This window comes from Agrobacterium sp. BT-220-3, assembly GCF_025910175.1.
Classification (GTDB): domain Bacteria; phylum Pseudomonadota; class Alphaproteobacteria; order Rhizobiales; family Rhizobiaceae; genus Agrobacterium; species Agrobacterium oryzihabitans.
This window is the reverse complement of the sequence record NZ_JAPAIX010000001.1, coordinates 678766-702866: the sequence shown is the minus strand read 5'-3', so window position 1 is coordinate 702866 and position 24101 is coordinate 678766. Positions and strand designations below refer to the sequence as shown.

24 protein-coding genes are annotated in these 24101 nt (G+C 60.2%); 7 read left to right on the top strand and 17 right to left on the bottom strand.

Going from position 1 to position 24101, the window contains the following annotated elements:
* Positions 1 to 174: 174 nt before the first annotated feature.
* Complete coding sequence (locus tag OK142_RS03645; RefSeq protein WP_498681110.1) at positions 175 to 1734, bottom strand: VOC family protein; 1560 nt, start codon at positions 1732 to 1734, stop codon at positions 175 to 177.
* Positions 1735 to 2024: 290 nt separating this feature from the next.
* Here OK142_RS03645 and OK142_RS03640 point away from each other — a divergent pair, with 290 nt between their 5' ends.
* From OK142_RS03640 to OK142_RS03630, 3 genes are all read left to right on the top strand, one after another.
* The gene (locus OK142_RS03640; protein ID WP_035242698.1) at positions 2025 to 3068 is read left to right on the top strand and encodes an ABC transporter substrate-binding protein; all 1044 of its coding nucleotides are present in this window, start codon (positions 2025 to 2027) and stop codon (positions 3066 to 3068) included.
* 186 nt (positions 3069 to 3254) lie between these two features.
* Positions 3255 to 4043, top strand: a complete 789-nt coding sequence (locus tag OK142_RS03635; protein ID WP_035242696.1) for an ABC transporter ATP-binding protein — start codon at positions 3255 to 3257, stop codon at positions 4041 to 4043.
* Entirely contained in the window at positions 4040 to 4858 is an 819-nt protein-coding gene (locus OK142_RS03630; RefSeq protein ID WP_444759561.1) for an ABC transporter permease, read from the top strand. Before OK142_RS03635 ends, OK142_RS03630 begins: the two co-directional genes overlap by 4 nt.
* Before the next feature lie 187 nt (positions 4859 to 5045).
* Here the strand turns inward: OK142_RS03630 and OK142_RS03625 are convergent, their stop codons facing one another.
* From OK142_RS03625 to OK142_RS03585, 9 genes are all read right to left on the bottom strand, one after another.
* Complete coding sequence (locus tag OK142_RS03625; protein ID WP_498681106.1) at positions 5046 to 5723, bottom strand: ZinT family metal-binding protein; 678 nt, start codon at positions 5721 to 5723, stop codon at positions 5046 to 5048.
* A gap of 179 nt (positions 5724 to 5902) precedes the next feature.
* The gene (locus OK142_RS03620; RefSeq protein WP_082184029.1) at positions 5903 to 6724 is read right to left on the bottom strand and encodes a mechanosensitive ion channel family protein; all 822 of its coding nucleotides are present in this window, start codon (positions 6722 to 6724) and stop codon (positions 5903 to 5905) included.
* Between the two features lie 79 nt (positions 6725 to 6803).
* The gene (locus OK142_RS03615; RefSeq protein ID WP_003496901.1) at positions 6804 to 7322 is read right to left on the bottom strand and encodes a tyrosine phosphatase family protein; all 519 of its coding nucleotides are present in this window, start codon (positions 7320 to 7322) and stop codon (positions 6804 to 6806) included.
* The gene (locus OK142_RS03610; RefSeq protein WP_164056201.1) at positions 7319 to 7942 is read right to left on the bottom strand and encodes a YfbR-like 5'-deoxynucleotidase; all 624 of its coding nucleotides are present in this window, start codon (positions 7940 to 7942) and stop codon (positions 7319 to 7321) included. Before OK142_RS03610 ends, OK142_RS03615 begins: the two co-directional genes overlap by 4 nt.
* A 2-nt stretch (positions 7943 to 7944) precedes the next feature.
* Positions 7945 to 8790 carry a CAF17-like 4Fe-4S cluster assembly/insertion protein YgfZ gene (gene ygfZ, locus OK142_RS03605; protein WP_498681104.1) on the bottom strand — a complete coding sequence of 282 codons (846 nt, stop codon included), beginning with the start codon at positions 8788 to 8790 and terminating at the stop codon, positions 7945 to 7947.
* Positions 8791 to 9228: 438 nt separating this feature from the next.
* Positions 9229 to 9996, bottom strand: coding sequence for a hypothetical protein (locus tag OK142_RS03600; RefSeq protein WP_498681103.1), 768 nt, complete (start codon positions 9994 to 9996; stop codon positions 9229 to 9231).
* A gap of 14 nt (positions 9997 to 10010) precedes the next feature.
* Positions 10011 to 10268: a hypothetical protein gene (locus tag OK142_RS03595; protein ID WP_003496894.1), complete on the bottom strand. Its 258-nt coding sequence runs from the start codon at positions 10266 to 10268 to the stop codon at positions 10011 to 10013.
* Between the two features lie 105 nt (positions 10269 to 10373).
* Positions 10374 to 10814, bottom strand: coding sequence for a TIGR02301 family protein (locus tag OK142_RS03590; RefSeq protein WP_498681100.1), 441 nt, complete (start codon positions 10812 to 10814; stop codon positions 10374 to 10376).
* A gap of 83 nt (positions 10815 to 10897) precedes the next feature.
* Positions 10898 to 11314 carry an NUDIX hydrolase gene (locus OK142_RS03585; RefSeq protein ID WP_216331063.1) on the bottom strand — a complete coding sequence of 139 codons (417 nt, stop codon included), beginning with the start codon at positions 11312 to 11314 and terminating at the stop codon, positions 10898 to 10900.
* Between the two features lie 153 nt (positions 11315 to 11467).
* On the opposite strand from OK142_RS03585, the gene OK142_RS03580 reads away from it, so the two are divergent.
* Entirely contained in the window at positions 11468 to 11791 is a 324-nt protein-coding gene (locus OK142_RS03580; RefSeq protein ID WP_216331064.1) for a YnfA family protein, read from the top strand.
* Positions 11792 to 11801: 10 nt separating this feature from the next.
* The gene (locus tag OK142_RS03575) at positions 11802 to 12563 is read left to right on the top strand and encodes an SOS response-associated peptidase (RefSeq protein WP_498681099.1); all 762 of its coding nucleotides are present in this window, start codon (positions 11802 to 11804) and stop codon (positions 12561 to 12563) included.
* A 13-nt stretch (positions 12564 to 12576) separates the two neighbouring features.
* On the opposite strand, the gene OK142_RS03570 is transcribed toward OK142_RS03575, so the two are convergent.
* The 6 genes from OK142_RS03570 to OK142_RS03545 form a co-directional block, all read right to left on the bottom strand.
* On the bottom strand, positions 12577 to 13869 hold the full coding sequence (locus tag OK142_RS03570) for a GGDEF domain-containing response regulator (protein WP_003496884.1): 1293 nt from the start codon (positions 13867 to 13869) through the stop codon (positions 12577 to 12579).
* A 403-nt stretch (positions 13870 to 14272) separates the two neighbouring features.
* Positions 14273 to 14404: a hypothetical protein gene (locus OK142_RS03565; protein ID WP_004440985.1), complete on the bottom strand. Its 132-nt coding sequence runs from the start codon at positions 14402 to 14404 to the stop codon at positions 14273 to 14275.
* A 172-nt stretch (positions 14405 to 14576) separates the two neighbouring features.
* Complete coding sequence (pssA, locus tag OK142_RS03560) at positions 14577 to 15446, bottom strand: CDP-diacylglycerol--serine O-phosphatidyltransferase (protein WP_498681097.1); 870 nt, start codon at positions 15444 to 15446, stop codon at positions 14577 to 14579.
* A 23-nt stretch (positions 15447 to 15469) separates the two neighbouring features.
* On the bottom strand, positions 15470 to 16168 hold the full coding sequence (locus tag OK142_RS03555; protein ID WP_498681096.1) for a phosphatidylserine decarboxylase: 699 nt from the start codon (positions 16166 to 16168) through the stop codon (positions 15470 to 15472).
* A gap of 166 nt (positions 16169 to 16334) precedes the next feature.
* Positions 16335 to 18221, bottom strand: coding sequence for an ABCB family ABC transporter ATP-binding protein/permease (locus OK142_RS03550; RefSeq protein WP_498681094.1), 1887 nt, complete (start codon positions 18219 to 18221; stop codon positions 16335 to 16337).
* Positions 18222 to 18331: 110 nt separating this feature from the next.
* Positions 18332 to 20347, bottom strand: a complete 2016-nt coding sequence (locus tag OK142_RS03545; protein WP_498681092.1) for a LysM peptidoglycan-binding domain-containing protein — start codon at positions 20345 to 20347, stop codon at positions 18332 to 18334.
* A gap of 156 nt (positions 20348 to 20503) precedes the next feature.
* Here OK142_RS03545 and OK142_RS03540 point away from each other — a divergent pair, with 156 nt between their 5' ends.
* Both OK142_RS03540 and OK142_RS03535 read left to right on the top strand, forming a co-directional pair.
* The gene (locus OK142_RS03540; RefSeq protein WP_065115288.1) at positions 20504 to 21124 is read left to right on the top strand and encodes an LOG family protein; all 621 of its coding nucleotides are present in this window, start codon (positions 20504 to 20506) and stop codon (positions 21122 to 21124) included.
* A 201-nt stretch (positions 21125 to 21325) separates the two neighbouring features.
* Complete coding sequence (locus OK142_RS03535) at positions 21326 to 23086, top strand: peptidoglycan D,D-transpeptidase FtsI family protein (protein ID WP_498681090.1); 1761 nt, start codon at positions 21326 to 21328, stop codon at positions 23084 to 23086.
* 97 nt (positions 23087 to 23183) lie between these two features.
* On the opposite strand, the gene rarD is transcribed toward OK142_RS03535, so the two are convergent.
* Complete coding sequence (gene rarD / locus OK142_RS03530) at positions 23184 to 24092, bottom strand: EamA family transporter RarD (RefSeq protein ID WP_498681088.1); 909 nt, start codon at positions 24090 to 24092, stop codon at positions 23184 to 23186.
* Positions 24093 to 24101: the final 9 nt, after the last annotated feature.

The window sequence follows — 24101 nt, the reverse complement described above, 5'->3', positions numbered from 1 at the left end:
TGCCTGTTTCTTCTCCCCGCCGGGGAGAAGATGCCCCGAAGGGGCAGATGAGGGGGCAAGTTCTCGGTTTATCGCTGACGTTGCCCCCTCATCCCGCTGCCGCGGACTTCTCCCCGGCGGGGAGAAGAAACACGCGACGCCCGCTCGATCCAACTATCGCCACTTCGGATCGGATCAGGAAGCCTCCGCAAGCCAGCGCCGCGCCGCCTCGATATCTGCAAGCCCAAGCTCGTGTCCGTCATCCACCGTTTCCACCCCGGCCTGCGCGCCGCTGGAGGAAATCCTGTCCCGCAGCTCCGTCGCCTTATCGCGGTATTTATCGCGTTCGCCGGCCACAAACAGGAAGTTCCGCCCGGAAAGATCGGTTTCCGGCCAGGTTTCGAGAACCGGCATCGGACGGTAAAGCAGCGCGTCTCCGGCAAGCTCCGGGTAAAGCGCTGCAAAGGCCGTATAGAAATTCGCGCCATTGGAATGGCCGACAAAGCGAAGCCTCGAACGATCAAGGCCATAGGACCGGATCGCGCCATCCACAAAGGCGGCAAAGGCTTCCGCCTCGGAGACGATATCCTTCTGGTCGAAGCTGAAATCGGGATAACGGCGGAACCAGCGGGCGATGTCCTCTTCCGTGCTGCGGCCGCGAACGCCGAGAAGCGTGGCGCCCGGTGCCGCCCGATGCGCCAGCGGCATCAGGCTCGTTTCGCTGCCGCCGGAGCCGTGCAGCAGGATGAGGGTGCTACCGTCAGGCTTTTCGGGCGTGTAGAAGCGGTGTACGAAGGGCAGGTCGCGATAGACGATACGCTCTTCGCCGGGCATCGAAAATTGCGGCAGCGCGACGCGCACATCCGCTTCATCCTTCATGAAAAGCGGCGGAATGAACAGCTTTTCGCCAAGCGCTTCCAGGGGCTCGTCAACGGTCATGCCAGGCGCGTCGGTCGCCATTTCGATCAGCACGCCACCCGGTTCGCGGACATAAAGCGAATGGAAATATTTCCGGTCATGGGCATTGGTGGTGCTGGAATTCAGCGATTTCAATTCACCCAGCACGGCGTTCAGCTCGTCCAGATCCTGCGCGCGGAAAGCGATATGATCGACGGTGCCGGTGCCCGGCGCGCTGGACCAGAAGCCGGTGGCGTCACGCACGTCGATAATGTCATCGCTTTTCGAAACGAGCCGGCGGATAGCGCCTGTCTGGCTTTCCTGCTGGTAACCGAAATATTTTGTGAGGAAAGCCACCGTTTCTTCCGGCACCTCGCTCAGCACGGTTGCGCCATAGATGCGGCGAATGGCGTCTTCTGCCGGAATGTCGTTGGTTACATGCGGCGTGGCATCGGGGAAGGCGTGGGTGCCGACCAGCTTGACGATGAGGCCATCAGGGTCTTTCAGCCGGATGACCGGGGTGCCGAATTCGTCGGATGGTCCCTCGGCGCGGATGCCGAATTTCAGCGCCCGCGTCAGCCAGAAACCGATGCTGGCGGGATCGATCGCCAGCGACACTTCCAGCGTCTGGCCATAACCCACACGGCCCTGGCCGCCATCTTCCCAGACCAGAAAGGTCAGCAGGGAACCGGGTGAGGCGATATCGTCGCCATAAAGCAGATGAAGCTGCATGGCGTCTTCGAAGCCGGCCGTGCGCTTGGCCAGCCTTAAACCCAGGAAGCCGGCGTAAAAATCGACATTCGCCTGCACCTTCCGGGTGATCATGGTGATGTGGTGTATGCCCAGTGCAGAATTCATCTTGCCGTCCCGTCGTTTTGCCTGCCATTCGTGGCTCTATTTGTCTTACCCTGCACCTGATCCGCAACCCCGGCAAATGAGAACGCTGTGTTCTCTGCATGAACGGAATTACCCTGGCTTCGTTGCATGCGAGATGGGCAGAGATCGGGCTTTTTGCCTTCATATCAATCAATGATGCATATAAAATAAGCATACAAAATAATGGCTATTTTGTATGCAATTTTATCTTGCCTTGAGGGCTGGAATTGGGTCTTATGCAACCAATCCAACAAAACCATCAGGGGGAATAGATGATGTTAACGCGCAGGTTGTTGTCCAGGGCTCTGGCCATTGCCGCTGTCGGTGCCGCTGCCGGATTTACGCTGCCCGTAACGGGTGCTCATGCCGAAACGCCGGTGAAATTCACGCTCGACTGGAAGTTCGAAGGCCCCGCCGCCGGCTTCCTGCTGGCGCTCGACAAGGGATACTTCAAGGCTGAAGGCCTCGACGTGACGATCGACAGCGGCAACGGCTCGGTGGAAGCCATTCCGCGCGTCGCGACCGGCGCCTACCAGATGGGTTTCGGCGACATCAATTCGGTGATGAAGTTCCTCGATGAGGATCCGAGCCAGAAGATCAAGGCCGTCTATATGGTCTATGAACGCCCGACATTTGCCGTTGTCGGCCGCAAGTCGCTCGGCGTCACTGGCGATCCGAAGTCGCTGGAAGGCAAGAAACTCGGCGCACCGCCGCCGGATGGCGCTTTTGCGCAATGGCCGGCCTTCAAGCAGGTCGCGGGTCTCGATGACAGCAAGATCAAGATCGAATCGATCGGCTTTCCCGTGCGTGAGCCGATGCTGGCCAAGGGCGATGTCGATGCCGTTTTCGGTTTCGCCTTTTCGGTTATCCTCAACTTGAAGAAGCAGGGCATTGCCGATGACGATATCTCGACCATTCTAATGGCCGAGCACGGCTTGAATCTTTATGGCAATGCGGTGCTGGTAAACACTGATTTCGCTGAGAAAAACCCTGATGCCGTCAAGGGTTTCCTGAAGGCGCTGGCCAAGGGCTTCGCCGATTCCGTCAAGACCCCGGAAGAGGGCGTGGCGGCCGTGCTCAAGCGCAATGAAACGCTCGACAGCGCCATCGAGCTCGAACGCCTCAACATGGCCAACAGCATGAATATCAAGACGCCCTATGTGGTGGAAAATGGCATGGGCGGCGTCGATCCGGCCAGACTCGCCGCTTCCGTCGAGACGCTGAAAGTCTCGCTTGGCCTCAAGGGTAACGTCAAGGCGGATCAGGTCTTTGACGCGACCTACCTCCCGGCCAAGGAAGAGCGCATGCTTCCCTGAGGGGGATTTGTGGGGCCTGTTTGGCGCCTGGAGTGGTGGAGTTTCTCCACGTCATCCTCGCCCTTGAGGCGAGGATCCATCGCCGGCTGGAATAGTGGATCCTCGGGTCAAGCCCGAGGATGACGAAATAGAGGTGTGGCGTTGACTGTGGTGAGGTTGCGCGCGCCGAAAAAACTGGGGACTGCGATGTCACATCTCGTGGAAATAGACAATGTCGACATGCGCTACGGCGGGTCGGCCGGCACGCTGGCCGTATCCGGCCTCAATCTGACGGTCGACAAGGGTGAGTTCGCGGCCGTCGTCGGCCCCTCGGGCTGTGGCAAGTCGACGCTCATGAAGCTGGTGACGGGGCTGCATATTCCGCAGAAGGGCAATGTCATCGTTGCCGGGCGGCAGGTCACGGAGCCGGTTTCCATCGTCGGCATGGCGTTTCAGAACCCGACAATGCTGCCCTGGCGCACCACGCTTGAAAACATCCTGCTACCGCTGGAGATCGTCGAGAAACATCGACGGCGCCTGCGCGCCCACAAGGCCGAATATGTCGCAAAGGCAGAGCGCTTGCTGGAAATCGTAGGTCTCAAAGGCTTCGGTTCGAAATTCCCCTGGCAGCTTTCCGGCGGCATGCAGCAGCGCGCCAATCTTTGCCGCGCCCTGATCCACGAGCCGGACCTTCTGATGCTGGACGAGCCTTTCGGCGCGCTCGATGCTTTTACCCGCGAGGAATTGTGGTGCGTCATCCGCGATCTGCATGCCGCGCAGCGGGTTACCATCATTCTGGTGACGCACGATCTGCGCGAAGCGACCTTTCTCGCCGACAAGATTTTCGTGATGAGCGCAAGGCCGGGCCGCGTGCTGGCTGAACACCGCGTGCCTTTCGCGCGCCCCCGCCAGCTGGATATCATGTATGACAAGGGTTTCAACGACATGGTGCAGGAACTGCATGGCGAGATAGCGCAGGCGAGGGTGGCAGCATGAGCGCGATTGTTGAAAGCACCGTGGCGGCAGAGCCGCCAAAGCCGCTGATCGCGCGCGTCAACTGGGTGAAGGCAGCCCCCTGGCTTTATACGCTGGCGCTGTTCGTGCTGTGGGAACTCCTAGTTTACGCGCTGAAAATGCCGCCGACCATTCTGCCGTCGCCTGTCAGAGTAGGGCAGGCCATCGTGCAATATTGGTCGCCGATCTGGAAGAACTCGCTTCAGACGCTGTATACGACGACGCTGGGCTTTGCCATTGCGGTCGCCGCCGGTCTCGCCATCGGCCTTTTTATCGGCTGGTCGAAAACCATCTATGCCGGGCTTTATCCGCTGATGATCGGCTTTAATGCCATCCCGAAGGTGGCGCTGGTCCCGATCCTCGTCATCTGGTTCGGCATCGGCACCGTGCCTGCGGTTCTGACCGCCTTCCTGATCTCGTTCTTTCCCATCGTCGTCAACGTCGCGACCGGCCTTGCCACCATCGAGCCGGAAACGGAGGATGTGCTGCGCGCGCTTGGTGCAAAGAAGATGGATATCATGCTGAAGGTCGGCATTCCGCGTTCCATGCCTTACTTCTTCGGCTCCCTGAAAATCGCCATCACGCTCGCCTTCGTCGGCTCGGTCGTATCGGAAACCGTCGCCTCCAACTATGGCCTTGGCAACATGATGAGTTCGGCGCAGAGCCAGTTCAATGTGCCGCTGGTCTTCGCCGGCCTGCTGATGCTCGCCGTGGAAGGCATCGTCATGTACGCGATCATGGCCTGGCTCGAAAAGCGCATGACCGGCTGGGCGCATCGTTCGACCATGGGGCAGTGAGCGCTCCCCGCTTGTTTCTTCTCCCCGAGGGGGAGAAGGTGGCCCGAAGGGTCGGATGAGGGGGCAATGTTGCCGAATATCTCGACCCTTGCCCCCTCATCCCGCTGCCGCGACCTTCTCCCCCTCGGGGAGAAGGCGAAAACCTCACGCGCTCGCTTCTGGCGGAAACGCCATGCCTGCAAAGGGCTTAGTGCGCCGCCATTTCTTTCATGATCTCGGGACCGTCCATCATGAAGGGATAATAGGTTGGCCAATTGGTCACCTCGTCGAGCAGCGCCTTGCGGTCATTGCCCCAATAAAGGTGGTAATGGCCGGCCTTGGCAGGCGCGATGGTGTGGTCGCTGAACTGGACGAATTGCGGAGCTGCGGCATCTCCAATGGTCTTCTTGAAAATGTACCTGACACCGCGATTGCCCTTCTTGTAGGTCAGGATTTCGTAGCCGTCGGCGGCATAGGTAGCCTCAACGGGCTTGGCTCCGCGATAGAAGGAGAAGCTGTTACCCTTGATGACGATGCGATTGACGTCGGTCTTGTAGCCGATCTCGTAATAGGCGCGATATTCCTCGGCGCTCTTGTCACCATGCGCCGCCTTTTCCGCCATGACCGGATCGAGGGAGCCGTTCAGCAGATAGGGGTAGACCGATTGCCAGTCGCCTTCCCAGTCGGAAAGCGTGCGTGGCTTCACCTGGGCATCCTCGAAATAACCCTTGTATATCTGCTTTTCGGCTTCGGTCTGGCCATGGCTGTGGTCGTGGCTATGAGCGGAGGAAGCCTTGTCTTTGCCGGCCGCCAGTGCCGAGGCTGTCATCAACAGCATGGAACCGATTGCAAGCGCGCCGGTGACGCGGGTGATCGTTTTTTGCATTCTTCTGGCCCTTGTGTGTCTGTAAAGCGAAAAATAAGTTATGTAATAACATTACAGTTCATCGTATAAACACGTCCGTCTGCAGATGCAAGGGCGGTATCTGAAAACGCAAAAGGCCGGCTGAGCGCCGGCCTTCATGTTTGGAGAAGCGTCTAACACTAAGTCAGGGAGCGCGGTCCTCAAGCGGGTTGCGCGTTCACTTCCGCTTTGCGCTCGTCGAAAGCGAGCTTCATCGCCTTTGTCACCTCACGCGTCGTCGCGAAGTAATTGTCGCTGCGCACCCAGTAGCGTAATTTGACTGTGGCGCTGTCAGTGGTGACCGAATCCACGAAAGTGACGGGTGCGGGGTCGAGCAGCACACGGCTTTCCGAACGCACCACGCGCATCAGCATGTCCTGAGCGGCGGACAGATCCTCGTCATTCTTGACCGTCAGGCTCAGTTCGTGGCGGCGTGAAGGGAAGCGGCTGTAATTGGTGATCGGCACGTTCCACAGCGTGGAATTGGGCGCGAGGCGATACAGCCCGTCGCTGGTTTTAAGCTCGGTCGCAAACAGCCCGATTTCCACAACCGTACCGCTGACCGAGCTGGTCTCGATATATTCGCCGACCCGGAAGGGGCGCAGCACCAGAAGCATGATGCCGGCGGCAATGTTCTGCAGCGTGCCCTGCAACGCAAGGCCGATGGCGAGACCGGCGGCGCCGAGCGCGGCGAGGATAGAGGCCGTCTGCACCCCGAACTGGCCGAGTACCATAACCAGCACCAGAATGAGCACCACGTAACGAATGGCGCCCGCGAAGAAACCGGCAAGCGTCGCATCGAAACCACGGATGCGCGACAGGCCCTGAAAAGCCCAGCGCTGCAGGAATGTGGCGGCCAGCCAGCCGACGATGAGCAGCAGAAGCGCGCCGACGATCGAGAAGGAATATTGCACCGCAAGCGCGCTCGCCTGTCGAACCGCCGCCTGCGATGCGACGATGATATCGGTTGCCTGTTGTTCCATGAATTATCCCGTGATTTTCATTGCTGTTCAGGGTTGCTAACGAACGGATGCCGCCCGGGTTCCGCAAAAATGGATGCTTTCAGGCACCGAGCGGCAATACGAACGGCACGTTGCCATCCGTATCCGCGCCTCTGCCGATTGACTTGATTGCCTTGACCAGCCTGCCGTCCCGCCCGAGCAGCCGGTCGCCAATGGCGATGATACGGGCATTGGGCGTCGCATAGGGCGAGGCGGCGCGAAGGCTGAGTGCAAGCGCCATCTCGTCCTGATCCGGATAGAGGCTCAGCGCCGCAATGACGGCGGCGGCGGGCGAGCGCGACACGCCCATCCAGCAATGGATGAGAAGCGGTGCGGATTGATCCCATTCGCGTGCGAAATCGATCAGTCGCAGCACATGCGCATCATCGGGCGCGATAAGATCGCCCGTGCCCTTGAAGGCGATGTCGTTCATGGCGAGTGTGAGGTGCCGCTCTGCGGCAATCACGGCCGGGCGGTGAAAGGTCTGCTCCTTGGCGATCAGCGTCACCATTTCGCGGGCCTTGTGCTTCACGGCCATTTCCGCGATCCGCGATAGCGGCGATACGACGATGGCCGTCATGTCACGTCACCCGTCTTCCCGGCCCGCAGCGCTTCGATCGCCTCGAAACGTTTGACGAACAGCGACTGCGCCTCCGTCGAGGGAAGGGGGGTAATATCGAACATGTCGCGGGTGATGCCGCGCGGCAGGCCGAAGAATTTCTGCGCCTCGGCGATGGAAAAGCCGGCAAGCTCCGTCGCCTCGAAAAAGGCGGCAACCGTATCGGCCTTCTTGATGCGGTCCTTCAATTCACGCGAGGCATGCGGCGGCAGGCCGAAGCGCAGATGCACGGCGGCCTCCAGTCTCTTCTCCACGGTTTTGTAACCGCCGCCGACGACCGATTTGAACGGCGAGATCATATCGCCGATGACATATTCCGGCGCGTCATGCAGAAGCGCCATCTGCATGTCATCGGGCGTGGCACCCGCGCACATCCGGCAGAAGATCGTTTCGACGATGAGGCAGTGCTGTGCGACGGAAAAGGCGTGATCGCCGCGGGTCTGGCCGTTCCAGCGGGCGACGCGGGCAAGGCCATGGGCGATATCGGCGATTTCCACGTCAAGCGGCGAAGGGTCGAGCAGGTCGAGACGCCGCCCGGAAAGCATGCGCTGCCAGGCGCGCGGACTTTTTGCGGGCGCCACGCTTATTCCTCCGCCTGCGCCGGATCGACTGTCGGGAAGGAAATGCCGCTCCAGACCGGGAGGGTCACGGAGACAGTGATATCGTCCGCAAGAAGCGGTGTGCCGGATGCCAGCGCATCGGCAATACGGTCGATCCGCACGATGGCAAGCGCTTTGGTGCCGCTAACGGTTCCAAGCGTGCCCACCGGTTTTCCGTTGGCGGTGATGTCCGTCCCGGTAGCGGGAAGTTCGCGTTCACCCGCAACGGTGACGACGCGCCGTCTTGCCGTGCCACGATGTTTCATGCGCGAGACGACCTCCTGACCGACGAAGCAGCCCTTTTTGAAGGAGACGCCGTCATTCACATCCATCAGCACGTCGTGGGGAAAGGCATCCTGCAGCGCGTAATCCCGGCCGGATTCGGCAATTCCGTGTTCGATGCGAAGCGCATCGTAGGCAGCGGCATCGCCGGAGGCCGATGCGCCCGGCACGCGGAAAAGATTGATACCGGCCTTGGCAAAACGGCCGTCCTTCACGCCCGCTTCAGGCGCGCTCTCATTCCAGAACAGGCTCACACCTTCTACAGGCTCGGCCTTGAGATCGACGGGCGCGCGCAGCTTGTACATGGTAAGGCGGCGCAGCAGCGCATCCAGTTCAGCCGCACCCGTTTCGATCAGATAGTCCGACCCATCGCGCGCGATCAGGAAATCGAACAGGATCTTGCCCTGCGGCGTCAGAAGTGCCGAGGCGCGGGCTTCTCCCTGCGGCAGATTTTCAACATCGGCCGTAATGAGATTGTTCAGAAACTCCTCGGCACCCGTGCCGGAAACTCTGATCAGGCGGCGGTCGGCAAGAAAGGCGGAAGGCATGGCGTCACCATTCGGTTCATCGAGCGCATCTGGTCGAAACCTTTTACAGTGTATGGCGCGAAGTCCAAGATTGGTCCGGCAAGCGCAGGGCTTACGGTCGTCGAAAAGGCTCGCTGTCTCCGTCATTCCAGCCTGGGGCCTGAATCCAGTCCACGCGCGTCGGCGCGGCGGGAGGGCTCCTTTCAGCCCAAGGACCTGGGCTGGCTGGATTCCGGCTCAAGGCCGGAATGACGGGAGAAGGAAACTTAAGAACCGCAGCAAACCTAGAGCTGGCCGCGTCAATCTCAATCCTCGTGTCGTTCACTTTGAAAACGAATCTTAGAAATGCTCCCTCGATTGCTTCACACATCACGGCAACAACGCGACCGCGCTTTTGCCAGAATGCTCATTCCGCACAGTTAGGATTTTTACAAAAGAACGGCAAGCGCCGCGATGCGATCAATCGCCGGCGGTGAAGAACTTCCACTTGCCATCAGGCGAGATGCCGATGCGGTAAAAGCTGTAATTGCCGTATTCCTGCATATCCGCCAGATCGCCCGCCGTAATGATGCGCAGAAGCTCCACCTTTTCCGGTGCGGTCAACGTATTGAGCGGCTTGCCGGCGAAATAGGGGAAAACATAGGCTTCATCGGGCGTACCGGCGTCGACATGGGCATAACCGGTCGACAGCAGGTCGATGATGATCGCCATCACCTCAAGGCCGTCGGGATCGCCCGAATAGCTTTTCAGCGCCGCGATTGGGTCTTCGCCGTCATTGCCGTCTATGCGGAATTCCTTCTGGCCGGCCGCGATGAAGGGTCGCAATTTTTCAATATCGCCAGATGCGGCCGCGTCCATGATCTCCTGGCGCAGCTTGCGCACGGCTTCCGGCGCCTTGGAAATGTCATGCTCGATCACGACGGACATTTCAGGGGAATTGTCCGGGGTGGCGGGCTTCTGGTTTGCCTGACCGGCGGAACGGTCGACCAGCGGATCGGGCAGGGGAATACCTTCCGAATCACCTTCGATCTCATCCGGCTCCGGCGGCTGGGGCTGCTGCGGCTCTCCGCCGTTTTGGGCCTGCGGCTCGCTTTCGGTATTTTGCGCCGGTTTCAGCTCGGAAAGGGCAAGGGCACGGCTTGGCAAGCCAATGGACCCCGCGGTCAGGGCAAGCAGGATGGACAGCATGGCGGAAGAGCGCAAAAGCCCCTTGCTCAGGCAAGACATGATAGACCCCTGCTTTACTGTATCACCCGCTGCGGAGAAAATTCGCCTTCAAGCATGCGCTGGCGCAGCGATTCCAGCATTGCTTCAGCGCCGGCCTCGCCATGCATGCGAATGGTTTCGCGCATGGCCAGAGCGATTGCGGCATCGGCGATGATCTCCGGCTCGATGCCGTCGGCCATGCCGTCAGCCCATGCCTCGTTCTGGTGTTCCAGAGCGACCTGCATCTTTTCATGCACGATCATGTCGTCGATTTCGTTACGGCTCGTCTGCATTTTTCATCCTCGACAGGGCGGGCAAGTCCTTACCACCCTGTTAACAACACTATCAGTCTTTTATCAAAACGGCACGGCCTGCGGCGAAAAGAGGTTAATAAACCGCTAATTTCCGAACCTGGACGCGATTTCCTGAGCAAGTGTTGCCCCTTCGTTACGGTAGCTCTCTTCTGCCATGACAGCGGCGCGTGTGCAACTGGTGTGGATGGCCGCAAAGGAGCGGTATCCACGGTTGAATGCAGCCGTCATGCGCTGACGCCGCTCGGGCTCGTTGGCTGTGTCCGCAGCCAGAAGATCGCTCATGGATCTGCGCCAGTCCTCTGGACCGGAGGAGGGGCACAGGGTTCTCAAATATTGCACCGCGCCCAGTATCTCGGACAACCGGGCCAGCCTGTCGTCATAGGGGGCGGGTTTGGGGGGCTGCGCTTCCGGGGGGCGTGCCTCCTTGGAAATGGCGTTGGAAGGCTGCGCGTAAGCGACGCCTTCCAGCCCGGCCACGGCCAGCATGGTCAGTAAAAGAGACAGGAAAATGGTTTGCCGCATCAAAATTCTATTCTGCCCCACACATACTCGTGAACACCCGGCGGGCGGATTATTCCTAAATAATCGCGATTCTGGCCGCCTGGCAATCATGCAAGCAGACGCTCCGCGCATTCGACGACGCTTTCCGGCGCCGGCAACCGGCGGATTTCCGCCAATGTGTACCAGCCCGCATCCGCCGCATCGTCGGCTGCCGTCACCTCCGGGTCTTCATCCGTTTCCACGGTGAAGACGGAGAGGAAATAGTGGCTCGTCAGTACGCCTTGCCCATCGTGGGACGGCAGATCATAGGTCGCGAACAGTTGCGGCTTGCGCGCAAGGATACCGGTTTCCTCGTGAAGTTCGCGAAGCGCCGTCTCGGCCGGCGTTTCCCCCTCTTCGCCGCGCCCGCCCGGAAAGGCGAACATGTCCTTGGAAGGCGGATTGATGCGGCGCACGAGAAGCAGCCGGTCTCCGTTTCTGACGATGGCGGAAGAAGCGGGGCGGGGCTTGATACGAAGGGTCATTGAATGGGTCGCCTGTTTCAGCCCTCTGGGCCAGTCTCTATTGGGCGCATGAACCCGGGGAGCCGAAGTTGCGCCGCACAAAAATCGATTCCGCTTTCTGCGCCGATGTTATAGTCCGGAATCGATTGGATTGTGCACGCAGAAGACGGTGGAATGAAGGTCTATCTTATTTATGCCCTGGCGGCGCTCGCGGAAATTGCCGGCTGCTTTTCCTTCTGGGCCTGGCTGAAACTCGGCAAGACGGGATGGATATTGCTGCCGGGCATGCTCGCGCTGGCCGCTTTTGCCTGGCTTCTGACACTGGTGCCGACCGAGGCGGCGGGCCGGGCCTATGCCGCTTATGGCGGGATCTATATCGCCGCGTCGCTTTTCTGGCTCTGGGGCGTGGAAGGGCATGTGCCGGACAAGTGGGATATCGCCGGCGGGGTCGTCTGCCTTGCCGGCACTGCCATCATTCTATTCGGCCCGCGCGCCTGAGGAGACAAGCATGTGCGGACGTTTCGTTCTGAAAGCGACGCCAGAAGAGATCGCCGATTATCTCGACCTGATCGGCCTTGAAGATTTTCCCGCCCGCTTCAATATCGCGCCCACCCAGCCCATCCTGATCGTGCTGGAGGGCGAGCGGCAGGAGCGCGGCAGCAACCTGCCCAACCGGCGGGCCATGCTGGTGCGCTGGGGCTTTATGCCCGGCTGGGTCAAGGACCCTAAGGATTTTCCGCTGCTCATCAATGCGCGCTCGGAAACGGCCATCGGCAAGGCATCCTTCCGCGCCGCCATGCGCCATCGCCGCGTGCTTGTGCCCGCAACCGGCTTTTACGAATGGCGACGCCCACCCAAGGAGGAGGGCGGCAGGCCCCAGCCCTATTTCATCCGCCCGAAAAGCGGCGGCATCGTCGCTTTCGCCGGCCTCATGGAGACCTGGTCTTCCGCTGACGGATCAGAGGTCGACACCGGCGCGATCCTCACCACCGCCGCCAATGCCGCGATCGGCCGCATCCACGACCGGATGCCGGTGGTGATTGCGCCCGAGGATTTCAGCCGCTGGCTGGATTGCAAGACGCAGGAGCCCCGCGACGTAGCCGATCTGATGCGGCCGGTTCAGGATGATTTTTTCGAGATGATCCCGGTGTCGGACAAGGTCAACAAGGTCGCCAATATCGGCGCTGACCTCATTGAACCGGTGCCGGAAAGCGTGCCGCTGGTAAAAATCAAGCCGGTGAAGGATGAGGGGCAGATGTCGCTGTTCTGACGAGTGGAGGGCCTCAGCCGTTCCGCCCGATTTTCTGCAGGCCTTCCTGAATCATGATGTCGGAATAGACGCGGTTGCGGCCGTTCGCCTTGGCGAGATAGAGCAGCTGGTCTGCGGCATTGAGCTGGTTGTCGAAGGGTTCGCCCTTTTCGATTTCCACGACGCCGAGCGAAATCGTCAGCGCCAGGCTGCTGCCGCTCAGCTGGCGACCGTTCTTTTCGACGGCGCCGCGCAGCTCCTCGCAGAACTGATAGGCCGCCCGCGCGTTGAGCCCGCGCAGGAACACGGCGAATTCCTCGCCGCCAAGGCGCGCGGGAATGTGGCGCTGCTCATGGCACATGTCGTGCAGCAGTTCGGCAAGCTTCTTCAGCGCCCTGTCGCCGGCATCATGCCCCAGCGTGTCGTTGATCTTCTTGAAATGGTCGATGTCGAGAATGGCGACCGCGCCGTTCTCGTCATTGTCGTTGATGACGTCCATCAGCGCCCGCGTACGCTCGAAGAAGGAGCGACGGTTCGGCAGACCGGTCAGATGGTCCCGCTCGGCCAGTTCGCGCAGGCGTTTGAGCTGTTTCAGCGTTTCGATATTGTTGTCGATACGGCACTGCAATTCTTCCGGCACAAAGGGGCGGTAGACGAAATCCGACGCCCCGGCCTTGAGAAAGCTTGCCGAAAGCAGCCGGTCCGTGGAGGACGAGATGCCGATGACCCGCAGGTCTTCCGAAGAACTGCTGTCGCGGATGCGGCGCGTCAATTCATAGCCGTCCATGTCAGGCATATGGTAGTCGGTGATGACAAGCTGGATCGATGGATCCTGCGACAGGATTTCCAGCGCTCGCTTACCCGAATGAGCCTCGCTGACCCTGAAATTCTGCCGCTCGAGAATTTCCACGAGGCCCGAGCGCGCGGTGCGCGCATCATCCACCACCAGCACGGAAAACAGCCTGTTGGTCAAAATCCGGTCGACCGTTTTCACCACGGCATCAACGGTGCGATGGCCATCCTTGACGATGTAGTCGATGATCTTCTTTTCGGCGTAGCGCTTGCGCGCCTCTTCATCCACCGTTGCGGTAAAGACGATCGCCGGTACCTTGTGGTCGGCAAGAAGTGCGAGAATTTCACCCTTCGGCGCATCGGGCAGATTGAGACCGGTCAGTGCCAGCGTGAAATCATGGGCGCGCAGCAGGATATCGGCCTGCGCCATGCTGTCACAATGGATCACTTCGGCTGCCGTTTCCTCCGAAAGCCGCGACTTCAGCAGCATGGAAAGAGCAACGGAATCTTCAATCAGAAGGATTTTATCCTGCATGCCGTATGAAGCCCCCCATGGCCCGTCTTCGTTGTTTTTCCCGCAACATCCGAATTGGTCCGATACCGCCTGTCAACGGCATCGAAAATCGGCCTTGTTCGCTGTAGCAGGAAGAATCGCTAAAGTAGAAAATTTTTTGATGCTCAGTAATCGATGCGAGACTATCCGTACAGTCGTCCCGTGGAAGTCGAATACTTTACTTCGTTTTCGTTGCAGCTTCGTTACGGATTGGGAAATTTTATGAAACAGGCCGGTTTCATGCGGTTCTCGATGGGGGCCGCACAAATGGAGACGGCGCTAATATTAGCGCCGCACATTTATCCGGATGTTTTTCGGATTGACCGTTGCCATCGCAAGTCCTGCCAGGCCCTGGATGGTGTGCTTTTAAGAAAAGCGAATGTTTTCAGGCGGTTTTGGCGGCGGGTTTGCGCTTCAGCATCAGGGCTGCGGCCGCAACGGCCTTCAGTCCGAGCGGTCGGTAGTGGCTCTTGAGGTCGGGCTTCGCCTGCGGCTGCGCCTTCGTCTCGTTCGTCATTTCTCTTTCTCCACAATTCACGTCAATCGCCGTTTCGATACGTGTGAGCCACTTCTTTCGTGGGTAATCTTGACGGATTCGAGGCGAAAGAAGACTAAGCCCGCTTTTCGGGCTGCGACATTTTGCGTCACGTCAAACGCTGGTTCGCGGGAGAAAAATAATACCTGCGGTTTCAAATACCGCGATCGAGGCCGTTGCCGCCATTGGCGTCGTCATGCGCGTCTTCCTCAATCGTCAGCGTGCCATAACGGCGGTGCCACAGGCGGGCGCTGATGGGAATGAAGACGAGATAGGCGGCCACCGTCAGAACCAGCACCTCCCAGGTGAAGCTCATCAGCATTGCCACGTAAAGCACGACGACGAGGATCATCGGCAGCACCAGATCGCGGCGAATGCGGCTGGTGCCGGATTTTCCCGACCAGACCGGCAGGCGGCTGATGAGAAGATAACCGATCAGCACGGTATAGGCGGCGGCGACATAAGCGAAGGGCTTGTCCGGCTCGACACCGAGGAAACCGAGATAAACGGGCAGAAGCACCAGCATTGCGCCCATCGGCGCAGGAACGCCGACGAAGAATTCATTCTGCCACGGTGCCTTCACCGGCCGCTCGATCATGACGTTGAAGCGCGCCAGGCGCAGGCCGGCGGCGATGACATAGATGAGCGCGGCGATCCAGCCGAGCGAACGCGCCTGATCGAGCAGATAGGCATAGACCACGAGGGCAGGGGCGACGCCGAAATTGACGATGTCGGCCAGACTGTCCATCTGTTCGCCGAATTTGGAGGTCGCTTTCATCATGCGGGCGATGCGCCCGTCGATACCGTCGAGGAAGGCGGCGAGCAGCACCATGCCGACGGCCAGCTCGAAGCGGCCCTCGATGGCGAGGCGCACGCCGCTCAGGCCCGCACAGATGGCCAGAACGGTGATGAGATTGGGAACCACGAGGCGAAAGGGAATTTCCCTCAGACGCGGCCCACGGCCGCTATCGTTGCGGCCCTCATGTTTTCCGTTCTGTTGTGGCTCCGAGATCGGCGTTTCCATGGCGCATGCCCTTCCTGTTTTCGTCAGCCGCGGCGGCTGACGACCGGGCCCTTGGCGGAGCCGAATTCGGCGAGCACGGTTTCACCCGCAATCGCCGTCTGGCCGACCGAAACGCGGGGCTGAAAACCTTCCGGAAGGAAGATATCGAGGCGCGATCCGAAGCGGATAAGACCGAAACGCTCGCCGGCATCAACTGGTTCATTCGGCTTGACCCAGCAGACGATGCGGCGCGCAACCATGCCGGCGATCTGCACGACGCCGACCTTGCCATGTGCGGTCTCGATGACGAGGCCGTTGCGCTCATTGTCTTCGGAGGCCTTGTCCACTTCCGCATTGAGGAACAAACCGGGACGATAGGCGACATTGACGATGCGGCCGCGCACCGGCGCGCGGTTCACGTGGCAGTTGAAAACATTCATGAAGACCGAGACGCGCACCATCGGCTCCTTGCCGAGTTCCAGCTCCAGCGGCGGAACGATGGTCTGGATGGCGGAGACCTTGCCATCGGCAGGGCTGATGATCAGGTCGTCATCCTGCGGCGTCACGCGTTCGGGATCGCGGAAGAAGTATGCGCACCAGGCCGTCAGTACGAGGCCGACCCAGAACAGGGGTTCGGATATCCAGCCGAGCACCAGCGATGCGACGAAGAAGGCGGCTACGAAGACATAACCTTCCTTGTGGATCGGTACGATGGTGTTGCGAATGGTGTCGAACAGATTCATGAGATTCCTTGCTCCGGTTTTCGTCTGCCGCGTCTATATGTAGTCGTGATACGACACGATCCCTACGGCAATACGACAAATTTTGCCTAGCTGGTTACAGCCAAACGCCCCGCCCGGCAATGGCCCGGTTGCCGTGCCGCCCCAAGTTCCCCGGGGTTTCTGCCGGTTAATGCGCGGGTTCGCCGCGGTCTACCACGCCAAGGTCGTCGGTTTCGCGAACATGGCGCAGCATCTCCTCCGCCCGGATCGCCTCGCGCTGGCGGCTCCACATCGAGGCATAAAGCCCGTTCTGCGCCATCAGCGAGGCATGTGTTCCGCGCTCGGCGATCAGCCCTTCCTTCAAAACGATGATTTCGTCAGCGCCGATGACGGTGGAGAGGCGGTGGGCGATAACCAGCGTCGTGCGGTTTTTCGAGACGATATCGAGCGCGCTCTGGATTTCCTGCTCGGTATGGGTGTCCAGCGCCGAGGTCGCCTCATCGAGGATGAGGATCGGCGGCGCCTTGAGAATGGTTCTGGCTATCGCCACGCGCTGCTTTTCGCCGCCGGAAAGCTTCAGGCCCCGCTCACCAACCATGGTGGCGTAACCCTCCGGCAGCTTGCCGATGAAGGCGCTGATCTGCGCCGCATCCGCCGCCGCGGTGACCTCCTCATTCGTCGCCGAAGGGCGGCCGTAACGGATGTTGTAGGAAAGCGTATCGTTGAACAGCACCGTATCCTGCGGGACCATGCCGATCACCGAGCGCAGGCTCTTTTGCGTCACGTCGCGAATATCCTGCCCGTCAATGGTGACCGCGCCTTCCTGAATATCATAGAAACGGTAAAGCAGCCGCGAGATCGTCGATTTTCCCGCACCCGAAGGCCCGACGATTGCCACCGTCTTGCCCGCCGGCACATCGAAGGAAACACCCTTCAAAATCGGCCTCTCGGGATCATAGGCGAAATGCACGTCGCGGAACGAGATCGCGCCGGGTCCGCTGGCGAGCGGTTTTGCATCCGGCCTGTCGGTGACCTCGGCCTCGACCTCCAGAAGCTCGAACATCTGTTCGATGTCGGTCAGGCCCTGGCGGATTTCGCGATACACGAAACCGATGAAGTTCAGCGGCACCGAAAGCTGCAGCAGAAGGGCATTGACGAAGACGAAATCGCCGATGGTCTGTTCGCCGCGCTGCACGGCAAGGGCCGACATCACCATCATTATCGTGGAGCCGATACCGAAGATCACGCCCTGGCCGAAGTTCAGCCAGCCGAGCGAGGTCCAGATCGAGATCGCCGATTTTTCGTAACGCTCCATGGCGACATCGAAGCGTTTCGCCTCCATCTCCTCGTTGCCGAAATATTTTACGGTCTCGAAATTCAGGAGCGAGTCGATTGCCTTGGTATTGGCGTCCGTATCGCTGTCATTCATGGCGCGGCGAATGCCGATACGCCAGTTACTGGCCCGGACGGTGAACCAGATATAGGCCCAGACGGTGACGACCGTGACCAGAACATAGGAAAAGCCGTAGGACGCCCAGAAGATGATCGCCGTCAGCAGGAATTCAATGAAGGTTGGCGCGGTGTTGAGAATGGTGAAGCGGACAATGGTTTCGATGCCCTTGGTGCCGCGTTCGATAACCCGCGAAAGCCCGCCGGTCTTGCGCTCCAGATGGAAGCGCAGGGAAAGCCGGTGCATGTGCACGAAGGTTCTGTAGGCGAGCTGGCGCACCGCATGCTGGCCGACGCTTGCAAACAGTGAATCGCGCAGCTGGTTGAGGCCGACCTGGATCAGCCGCGTCAGATTATAGGCGATGACCAGCGCGACCGCGCCGAGCAGGAAGGCCGGGACCAGTCCTGCCATGTCGAGCTTGCCATTCAGCGCATCCGTCGCCCATTTGAAGAAATAGGGAACGGCAATCAGCACCAGCTTGGCGACAACAAGGAATATCGTCGCCCACACGACCCGCATCTTCAGGTCCCAGCGGCCCTCCGGCCACATATAGGGCCAGAGATTGATCAGCGTCTGGGTCGGATTGCTGGAATCCGCCGAAATGGTTTTTTTCTTCGTGGCCATCATTCTCTCCGGTCACTGCCGGAAGCCGACAGCAGGACGGCGGCTTTGCTCAAGCCGCCGCGCGTGTCACAGATAGGGTCGCCGCGGGTTCACCGCAACGCTTCAAATGCTCAGGAGCCGCCCTTCAGCCGCTTGCGGTGAAGTTCTTCAGCATTTGGCAGCGCCTCTTTCGGCACGCCGAAAATCTGGCCGGGCTCGATCAGGTCAGGGTTTTTGATCTGGTCCTCATTGGCGAGGTAGATCGTGGTGTACCGCACGCCCTGACCATAAACGCGGCGCGAAATCTGCCAGAGCGTATCGCCACGGCGGATGATGACGCTGTTCTGGCTTTCGGCGAGCGGCGCCTGCTCGAAGGTCTGCGGACCGGCCGGCGCCTGCGGCGCGGGAGCGGGCGGCGCGGTGATGTGGAGTTCGGCAAGGCGGCTTGCGAGCGAAGCGATGCCCTTGCCGATTGCCGCCACGTCGTTCGGCCATGCCTCGACCGTTGTCAGCAGCTGACGTGCCTTGGCGGCAATGTCGCCTGCAAAGGCGGTGAAGGCCGGTTCGGTCGCGGCAGCGGTGCGGAATTCGGAGAGCGACTTCAGGCCGATCACCACAGCGGAGCGGCCGGCAATCGCCTGGTCGAGCGCAGGTGTGGCCTGATCCTTGTAGAGATTGGAAAGAATGCCGAAGGCCTTGGCGATATCCGTGCGCAGTTTTTCGAAAGCGGCGCGGTCGCTGGCTGTGCTCTGGTTCTCAGACGGCGCAGCCGTTGCGGTGGCGGCGGGAGGTGCCTGCATGGCGACGGTTGCCTGATCAGTCTGCGGACGCTCGAAAGGAACGCGCACGCGCACCTTCACCGTGCCGTCGGCATTCAGCTCTTCGACGGTGATGATATGGCTGCCAACAGTCAGATCGACATCGCCCTCGATGACGAAATGGCCGGAGGCTTCCGCGGTGGTCTTGCCGATTTCGCTGTCATCGACCAGCGCACGCACCGTCGAGGCAGCAGGTGCTGAACCGGCAACGAAAATCTTCGACCCTTCGAATTCAACGGCGCTGACCTGAACGGTTGACGTCAGCGGGGCAGCGGCCGGAGCCATGACGCCGGCAGCAGGGGCGGGCGTGTTGCTGGCGCCTGTTTCGGAGGTTGCCGCAGGCTGCTGCGATTGAGCGGCTTGCTGGGGCTGAAGGGCTGGAGGTGCGGCCTCAGGCATTGCGAGCACGCGGCTTGCCTTGCCGGGCTTGGAAACCATGGCCAGAAGCTCGCCCGCCTTGTTCTCGGGCACGGAAACGGTTGCGACTTCTTCCGATTGCGTCGCCTTGCCGCTCGCATCGGTCGAACGCAGCACCAACTCATGGTCGCCCGGTGGCAGCGGATTGTCGAAAACGGCGGCGAAATCGCCGGTGCCGTCAATGGTCGTCTGCGCGATCACCTTGCCGTTGCTGAGAATTTCGAGCTTCGCGCCGGGCTGTGCCTTGCCCGCGACAACGGCCGAGCCATCCGGCTCGACGCGCAGCACGTCGAAAGTCGGCGCGCCGGGCGTGGCCTGGGCGGCATCGCCGGGAGCGGGGGCCGCTGCGGGTGTGGATACGGGTTGCGCCGGCTGGGCTGCGCCATCATCGGTGCCGGCAAAAACGCCTGCCAGGCGACGGACCTGTGCTGCCGCCGCCGCCGCGCTGTCGGGCAGGCCGCGCAGGAAGGCCGTGGTGCGTTCGGCCGCCGAACGGGCCGTGGTGATCAGCCGCGACGTGGTTTCATCCAGCGTTTCAGGAATTTCGATATTGGTCAGTTCCTTGAGCGATGCCTCGACCTTCTTGCGCGCTGTCGCGAAATCGGCGTCGGAAGGAACCTTGCTATCGGCGAAAAGCGTGGTCAGATCCTTGATCGACTGGGTCGCGGAAGCGGCGAGACGCCCGACCTTGTCGGCAATATTGGCGGTCTCCTGGGCGGCGTCGGACAGAATGTCTCCGGCCTTGTCGCTGCCCATTTCGACGCTGTTCTTCACCGCGTTGCCGGCCTCGTTGATGGCGTCGCCGATCGGTTTGCCGTCATTGGAAATCCTCGGCAGGACGAAAAAGATCATGAGCAGGGACGCAATCCCCAACACGATCAGCGCCAGCAAACCGGCTTTATTGTTTTTCATCCTGGAATCTCCGGGTATTTCAAGCGTTTCACACAAGTTGAGATTGCTAGCGTCTTACCTTGCCCCAGACAAGCGGCGTGTGGGCAAAAGGCCACATTTGCAAGGGATTTCCCAAATTTTCTTGACGCGCCGCATCCTGCATTGTTCCTTCCCCTCATGACGGACAAAAATACAGCGATTCGATCCATCTGCGTTTATTGCGGTTCCCAGCCCGGACGTGATCCGGCTCACATGGAGGCCGGCCGCGCGCTTGGGAAATCCATTGCCGAAAACGGCATTCGCCTCGTTTATGGCGGCGGCACCAAAGGCATCATGGGTGCGGTTGCCAGCGGCGTTCTTTCCAATGGCGGCGAAGTAACCGGCATCATACCGGAGTTTCTGGTCGATATGGAGGCGACGCGCCATTCTCTCGGACAATTGAACGAGCTTGTCGTCACCAAGGACATGCATGAGCGCAAACATATGATGTTCGAGCGCTCGGATGCCTTCGTGACGCTGCCTGGCGGCGTCGGCACTCTGGAAGAGATCGTCGAGATCATGACCTGGGCGCAGCTCGGCCGTCACGCCAAGCCAATGGTCTTCGCCAATATCAACGGCTTCTGGAACCCGATGCTGGAACTGGTGCAGCACATGCGCGACCAGGGCTTCATTCACCGCGCCCATCTTCTGAACCCGCTGGTCATCGACGAGGTGAAGGACATCGTGCCCGCCATCATCGACCGGGCGCTGGCGCAGCAGAACCCGGAAGGCGATCCTTCGGTCATCTCCCGCCTCTGATCCATTTTGCCCAGCGGAAGAACGTTAACGGACCGCCATGCGGTTCGTTATAATTTTAAGTGTATATTAATACAGTTTTAACTGCGGCATTGCCCCGCCCGCTCTTTTCATGGCCCCGTGACCGATCCTGTGCCAGCGTCAACAAGGCGTTGGTTGACCGCGAAATTTGTTTCGCCGCCAAGAGCGTGGGTGTTATCGGAAATGATTGCTTTTGTGGTGCGGCTAAAAAGCCGGGCGCATTTCATTATTCAAAGAAGTCCGCTGCGCAGCAGGGAGGCCATCCTCGGCTCCGCCGCCCGCCGCAGGGTCGATGCGAAAATGCGGCTCGGGCTGCTCATCGCGGTCTTCGCGGTCCTTTATGGTGTGGTTGCCGCGCGCCTTGTTCAATACGGTTTTGCAGAACCTGTCACGACCGCCTGGATCAATAGCGGCGCGACCGTAGTCGCATCCCGCCCCGATATTGTGGACCGCAATGGCCGGTTGCTGGCGACCGATCTCAACATGGTGTCGCTCTATGCGGATCCGCGCAGGGTCGTGGACGCCGATGAAGTCGTCGAAAAGCTCGCAACCGTCATTCCCAATCTCGACTGGCGCGAGACACATCGCAGATTGCGTATGGACAGCGGCTTCCAATGGCTGCGACGCCAGCTCACGCCGCGGCAGCAGGCGGATATCTTGAACCTCGGCATACCGGGCATCGGCTTCAGGCCGGAAAAGCGGCGTTTTTATCCGGGTGGCCCGACGGCCTCGCATATCATCGGCCACGTCAATGTCGATAATCAGGGCCTTGCCGGCATGGAGCGTTATCTCGACCAGCAGGGTCTGGCCGATCTGCGCGCAACCGGCCTTGCAAGCGGCGTGGCGCTGGAGCCGGTAAAACTGTCGATCGATCTGCGGGTGCAGAATATCGTTCGGGAGATCGTCGTGAAGGCGAAAAACGACTATCAGGCGGAAGCGGCCGGTGCGGTGATCGTGGATGTGGAAACGGGCGAAGTGCTGGCCATGGCCTCGGTGCCCGATTACGATCCGAACGAACCCTCCCGCACCCTTGCCGATGGCAGCATCGACAGGGAGTATGAAAAAGGCTGGTTCAACCGGATGAGCAACGCCACCTTCGAGATGGGTTCCACCTTCAAGAGCTTCACGCTGGCCATGGGTCTGGATGCAGGCGCGATCACGCTGAATTCGGTGGTCGATGCGACGCGGCCGATCCGCATTGGCGGTTTCACCATCAAGGATTTCTGGGGCAGGAACCGCCCGCTCTCAATCCCGGAAGTATTTCAATACTCGTCCAATATCGGCACGGCGGCAGTCGCCGACATGGTTGGCGTCGAAGGCCACCAGCAGTTCCTGACGAAACTCGGGCTCCTGTCGCGGATGGAAACGGAGATGCCCGGCGTCGCCATGCCCACCCAGCCGAGGGCGTGGAAGAAGATCAATTCCGTCACCATTTCCTTCGGGCACGGCATCGCCACCACGCCGCTGCAGACGGCGGTTGCCGCCGCAGCGCTCATCAATGGCGGAAACCTGATTTCGCCGACCTTCCTGTCGCGCTCCAAAGAGGAGGCCGCAGCGCTTTCCCGTGCTGTCATCAACGGAAAGACCAGCGCAGACATGCGTTATCTTTTCAACTGGAACGGCATCAAGGGCTCGGGCAGGCGTGCGCAGGTCGATGGATTTCACGTGGGCGGCAAGACCGGCACCGCCGACAAGGTCATCAACGGCCGTTATGCCAAGGACATCAACTTCAACAGTTTCGTCGCCGCTTTTCCGATGCACAAGCCGAGATATGTCGTGCTCTCGATGATCGATGCGCCGAAGACGGGTGAGAACGGCGGGCGCACGGCAGCCTCCACCGCGGCACCGATGATCCGCGAAATCGTAACCCAGACGGCGGCACTTCTCGGCGTCAAGCCGCGCTTCGGTTATGACGCTGCACCGGAATTGCTGATGGATTATTGACCTTGGAGTGCTGTGCCTCTGCAAGGGGCGCTATGATGGCATCCCTCATTCCTGTGACAAGCACAGGAATGAGGGAGAGAAACTTCGACGTACTTCCTTACCGCTTGAGCCGTAGCAGGCTCGAACCGGTATAGATCGCCAGCGCCAGCCAGATCATCGCAAAGGCCGCCATCCGCACCATGTCGAAAGGCTCCTTGAAGATGAAAATGGCGATCAGGAAGATCATCGTCGGGGCGATGTATTGCATGATGCCAATGGTCGACAGCCGCAGGAGTTTCGCGCCATTGCCGTAAAGAATGAGCGGAACGGCGGTGATGAGGCCGCTGGCGACCAGAAGCCAGGTATCCGTCGCATTACCAGCCATGAAATGCGCCTGTCCACTGAAGCCCAGCCATGCCATGACCAGGACGGCCGGGATTGACAGCAGCATGACTTCCAGCAGAAAGCCCTGTGTCGCACCAATCGGCAATGTCTTGCGGAAGAAGGCGTAAAAACCCCAGGAGACGGTCAGCACAATGGAAACCCATGGCAGGCTGCCAGCATGCCAGGTGAGGATCGCGACCGCAAGCGCCACCAGAGCGATGGCGGCGATCTGCGCCGGATAAAGTTTTTCCTTCAGAAGCACTGCGCCGAGGAAGATGCTGAACAGCGGATTGATGAAATAACCGAGCGCCGCATCGAGCGCACGTCCGGCGCCAATCGACCAGATATAGACGCCCCAATTGATACTGATGAGAGCGGCCGTGAGGCTCGCCATGGCCAGCATTCTCGGGTTTTTAAGCGCCGCCCTGATTTCCGTTGTCCGCCCGAGTGCAATCAGCACCGCCGCCGCGATCGGTACCGACCAGATGACGCGGTGAACGATGACCTCGATCGGCGAAATATGCGCGACCGCTTTCATATAGAGGGGAAGAAACCCCCACAGCAGATATGCGGAAAGCGCGAAAGCAAAACCGCGCGCGCTGTCGCCGCCCTCTTGGGCCGGGAGCGTTTTGTCGAGTGCCATGGGAGTACC